Annotated in this window: 5 protein-coding genes and 1 pseudogene; 3 read left to right on the top strand and 3 right to left on the bottom strand. The window is 65.1% G+C overall.

Annotation, left to right across the window (positions count from 1 at the left end):
* Together QCE83_RS32045 and QCE83_RS32040 are read left to right on the top strand one after the other, a co-directional pair.
* A pseudogene (locus tag QCE83_RS32045) lies at window positions 1–410 on the top strand (FAD-dependent oxidoreductase); the annotation flags it as partial.
* Between the two features lie 8 nt (window positions 411–418).
* The gene (locus QCE83_RS32040) at window positions 419–619 is read left to right on the top strand and encodes a DUF2783 domain-containing protein (RefSeq protein ID WP_309820488.1); all 201 of its coding nucleotides are present in this window, start codon (window positions 419–421) and stop codon (window positions 617–619) included.
* Here QCE83_RS32040 and mobB read toward each other — a convergent pair.
* Window positions 616–1,140 carry a molybdopterin-guanine dinucleotide biosynthesis protein B gene (gene mobB / locus QCE83_RS32035; protein ID WP_309821200.1) on the bottom strand — a complete coding sequence of 175 codons (525 nt, stop codon included), beginning with the start codon at window positions 1,138–1,140 and terminating at the stop codon, window positions 616–618. The two genes, QCE83_RS32040 and mobB, sit on opposite strands and share 4 nt — an antisense overlap.
* A 162-nt stretch (window positions 1,141–1,302) precedes the next feature.
* On the opposite strand from mobB, the gene QCE83_RS32030 reads away from it, so the two are divergent.
* Complete coding sequence (locus QCE83_RS32030; RefSeq protein ID WP_309820487.1) at window positions 1,303–3,825, top strand: adenosylcobalamin-dependent ribonucleoside-diphosphate reductase; 2,523 nt, start codon at window positions 1,303–1,305, stop codon at window positions 3,823–3,825.
* A 50-nt stretch (window positions 3,826–3,875) separates the two neighbouring features.
* Here QCE83_RS32030 and QCE83_RS32025 read toward each other — a convergent pair whose 3' ends face one another.
* Complete coding sequence (locus tag QCE83_RS32025; RefSeq protein WP_309820486.1) at window positions 3,876–4,025, bottom strand: hypothetical protein; 150 nt, start codon at window positions 4,023–4,025, stop codon at window positions 3,876–3,878.
* A gap of 32 nt (window positions 4,026–4,057) precedes the next feature.
* Entirely contained in the window at window positions 4,058–4,408 is a 351-nt protein-coding gene (locus QCE83_RS32020; protein ID WP_309820485.1) for a DUF4148 domain-containing protein, read from the bottom strand.
* Window positions 4,409–4,687: the final 279 nt, after the last annotated feature.

Raw genomic sequence — 4,687 nt, 5'->3', positions numbered from 1 at the left:
ACGATACATTCGACAGTACCATGGTGCCCGGCGCGCCGTGCGCGGATGCGCCCGTACAGGTCGATGGCCAGCCGGCATGGCTGCTCGCGCAGACCTACAGCGGCGCGTTCGCGGGCCTTTACTTCTGCGGCCTCAACCATGGTCCTGACGCCTGCCTGCAGAGCCTCGCGGCGCTGCATCGCGGAAGGCTGCCGGTGCGCCTGCTGCTCGTGGTGCCGCGAGGCATGGCGTGCAGCGTCGAAGGCGTGACAGTGGTGGAAGATGTCGAAGGCATGGTGGCGCATCGTTTCGATGCACAACCGGGCACCTTCTATCTGCTGCGTCCCGACCAGCACGTGTGTGCACGCTGGCGTCGCTTCGATGCCGCACAGGTCACGGCCGCGCTCGACCGCGCAACCTGCAACGGATGACGACGCGCATGAAGCTCACTCTCGAACTGAATATCGCAGACCACGATGCGTTCTACGAGCGCCTCATCGAAACGCACGACGGGCTCTCGGATGAAGCAAGCCAGATGCTCAACGCAAGGCTCATCCTGCTGCTCGCAAATCATATCGGCGATGGCGAAGTCCTGACGGAAGCGCTGGCGATGGCGCGTCGCGGCGTCGCCGGACGTTAGCGCGTCAGGGTCAAGCCGATGGTCTCGCAGATGAATGCGCCGATGCTCGCGATGTCATTCAGATCGAGCTTCGGCAGTGTCGATTCGATGGCCTCGGGCGCGTCGGTGGCGATGGCCAGGATGGCTACGTCGGTCTTGTAGAGCGGATCGCGGCCCGCGGAAGGCCGCACCACTTCGAGCCGTGGGATCGGCTCGCGCGCGAATCCTTCGACGATCACGAGGTCCGCATCCGAGAGCCGCGCCGCGAGCTCGGCGAGCGGCGGTTCATCCGCGTCATGCAGTTCCCGCACGATGGCATAGCGAAACGGCGATGCGATCAGCACTTCGCCCGCGCCCGCGCGCCGGAAACGCGCGCTGTCCTTGCCGGGCGGCTCCAGTTCGATCGAATGATGACTGTGCTTGATGACGTTGACCACGAGCCCGTGCGCGCGCATCCACGGCAACAGCCCTTCGATCAGCGTGGTCTTGCCCTGGCCCGAGCGGCCCGCGATGCCGAAGAGCGGCGGATGACGCGTAATCATGCGAAGTGTCTGGCTGATGAGGATCACCGGAGTGTAACGGCTCGATGGCGGGCCGAGTGATTTCGCGCTATCGTCGGGCATCGCCTTTGCGGCACGTTCAGCCGACGCGCGTGACGCATGCCTTGCCCACGCGCGAACCGCCCAGCGCACACAGGATCCGACATGGCCGAAGACAATCCCAGCACCGCTCTCGCACCGCAGCAGTTTTCCATCGACGTGATGCTCGAGAAGTACGCAAAAGGCGACGAGGCGCACGTGGACGATATTCACCGGCGCGTCGCGCGAGGCGTCGCGCTGGCCGAGCCGAAGGAGCTGCGCGCGAAGATCGAGGCAGAGTTCGTCGACAATTTCAAACGTGGCGCGCTCGGCGCGGGGCGCATCATGAGCGCGGCGGGCGCGGGCATCGAAGCGACGCTGATCAATTGTTTCGTGCAACCGGTGGGCGACGCGATTCAGGGCGTCGACAGCAATGGTCTGCCGGGCATTTACGTCGCGTTGTTGCAGGCCGCCGAGACAATGCGGCGCGGCGGCGGCGTCGGCTATAACTTCTCGGCCATTCGTCCGCGCGGGGCGCGCGTGCATTCCACCGGCTCGGCGGCGTCGGGACCGTGCAGCTACATCGATGTGTTCGATGCTTCGTGCCGCACGGTCGAAAGCGCGGGCGCGCGTCGCGGTGCGCAGATGGGCATTCTCGACTGCTCGCATCCCGATCTGCTCGAATTCATCGCGGCCAAGCATACGAAAGGGCGCTGGAACAACTTCAACGTGTCGGTCGCGGTGACGGATGAGTTCCTGCAGGCCGTCGCCGACGACGCCGCATGGCAACTGGTGCACAAGGCCGAGCCGTCGCCGGCCCAGCGCACGGCGGAAGACATGCGCCAGCGCGACGATGGCCTGTGGGTGTATCGCGAGGTGCGCGCCCGCGATGTGTGGAACACGATCATGCGTTCCACCTACGATGTCGCGGAACCCGGCGTCGTGTTCATGTCGCGCATGAACGACGACAACAACCTGCGCGCCATCGAAGCGATCCGCGCGACCAATCCCTGCGGCGAACAGCCCTTGCCTGCCTATGGCTGCTGCAATCTCGGACCGCTCAATCTCACGCGCTTCGTGCGCGAACCGTTCGCGCAGATGCGCGGCGGCACGCCCGCCTTCGATTGGGACGGACTCGCGCGCACGACGCGCACGCAAGTGCGTTTCCTCGACGACGTGCTCGACGTGACGCTGTGGCCGCTCGACGAACAGGCGCGCGAGGCGGAAGCGAAACGGCGCATCGGCGTGGGCTTCACGGGCCTGGGCGACACGCTCGTCATGCTCGGCCTCCGCTACGACAGACAGGAAGGGCGCGATTTCGCGGAACGCGTTGCGCGCACCATGCGCGACGAGGCGTATCGCGCTTCCGTGGAACTCGCGCGCGAGCGGGGCGCGTTTCCGCTCTTCGATGCAAAGCGCTATCTGGAGGAGGGGACGTTTGCATCGCGCCTGCCCGACGACATCAAGCGCGCGATTCGCGAGCACGGCATCCGCAACAGTCATCTGCTGTCCATCGCGCCGACGGGCACCGTGAGTCTTGCCTTCGCGGACAATGCGTCGAACGGCATCGAGCCCGCGTTCTCATGGACCTATCAGCGCACCAAGCGCATGGCCGACGGCTCACGTCAAAGCTTCGCCGTCGAGGATCATGCCTATCGCCTGTATCGCGAGATGGGCGGCGATGTGAACGCCTTGCCCGACTACTTCGTCAGCGCGCTCGAAATGTCGGCGCAGGAGCACATGGAAATGATGGCGGTGGTGCAGCCGTTCGTGGACACGTCGATTTCGAAGACCGTCAACGTGCCCGCCAACTATCCGTTCGACAAGTTCCAGGACCTCTATTTCGAGGCATGGCGGCGCGGCCTGAAAGGGCTGGCGACGTATCGGCCGAATGAGACGCTCGGCGCCGTGCTCTCGGTGACGCCGACGGAAACCCCCAGCGATTCCCCCGACCCCGAGCTCGATCTCGATCCGCTGCGCATTGCAATCGATCATCGGCCGAAGGGCGCGTTGCCCGCGATCATCGAGAAGGTCGAGTACCTGACGCAGGCCGGCAAGAAGTCGCTCTACCTCGCGGTGTCGTTCATCGAGGTGACGGGGCGCATCGGCGGTGAGGACGTCACCATCGAGCGTCCCATCGAGTTCTTCATTCCGTCAGGGCAGCGCGACGAGTCGCAACAGTGGATCACCGCGACCATGCGTTCGCTGTCACTGGCCGCACGCGGCGGCTTCGCGGCGCGTACTTTGCAGGACATGCGCAAGGTGTCGTGGGATCGCGGCCAGGTGCGTCTGGGCGATGTCGAACGGCTCGACGGTCATCGCAGTCCGCGCTGGCATGACTCGGAAGTGGCGGCGCTAGCGTATGCGATCCAGCAGATCCTTCATCGTCGCGGATTTCTCGACGCAGAAGGCGAGCAAGTACCGTCGCGCGCGCTTGCGCGCAAACGTCCCGATGACGCGCCGCATGCGGTAGCCATAGCTGATGAGCGCGAAGAAGTAACCGAGGCTGTCGCGCCAGGCGAGATCGATCCCCATGGTCTTCCCCAGATGCACGGCCGCAAGTGCCCGACGTGCGGCGCCAATGCGGTGATTCGCAAGGACGGCTGCGACTTCTGCACGTCGTGCGGCGAAATCGGCGCGTGCGGTTAAGAAGCGGTTGAAGGAAGCGGGCGCGGACTTCGCGCCTCGCTTGTCCGGGCTCAGTGTGCGCAGTCTGCCGAGCGCGGCTGCGAGTCCTGCGAGACAGCCTGCTCACGCGCGCTGTGCTCCACGAAAGGACGCCACACCGGCGTCACGGTGGAGAGCTCTTCGAGAGCCGAGAATTGATCGAGCGATGTGTTTTCGAACATGATGACCTCGTGATTCCTTGACGCCGATGCGTTCAGCGCGCCGTCACGGCGCCACGTGCCGACGACCCGTTGGCGTACTCGACGATTTCGCGATTATGCGCTTCGGCCTGCGCGCTCTGCGCGGCGATGGCATCGCCCAGCATGCTGCGGTCCGGATAGCTGTTGCGATTCAAGGCGGGGAGGGAGCCGTTCGAATAAGCGGCGACGAGTTCGGCTCGCACTTGCGCGCGGGTCTTGGGCGTTTCGCTCGTGCTTTCCTGAACTTGCGTGGACATCTGGTAGGTGCCTGCGCGCCCGATGCCCTGGCCGCCTTCCGCGAATGCGGTCGTCGTGACGACGGCGGAGATGGCGGCCAGAGAGAACCCCGTGATGAGCTGTTTCATGCTTGCGACTCCTTCGTTCCGATGTAGCGTGCGGGCAATTGCGGATTGCAATCTGCGCCTGAGGCACGTTGCGTTCAGGACAATTTAGTCGGACAGCGGGGCGGGGATAAATGCCGGATCGGCGAAAAGATTTATCGAATCCGGTGAACAATCGCGCGGAGGCTTGCGGGGCGGGCTTGAGCGGGGGTGTCGCGGGGGGGGGGGGGGGGGGGGGGGGGGGGCCCCCCGCCGGCCCCGAGAGGGGGGACGAACACAAAAAAACAAAAACAAGGCCAGCGC

Source organism: Caballeronia sp. LZ034LL (genome assembly GCF_031451215.1).
GTDB lineage: Bacteria > Pseudomonadota > Gammaproteobacteria > Burkholderiales > Burkholderiaceae > Caballeronia.
Note: the sequence above shows the minus strand (reverse complement) of the source record. Positions and strands in the feature narration are given on the sequence as shown.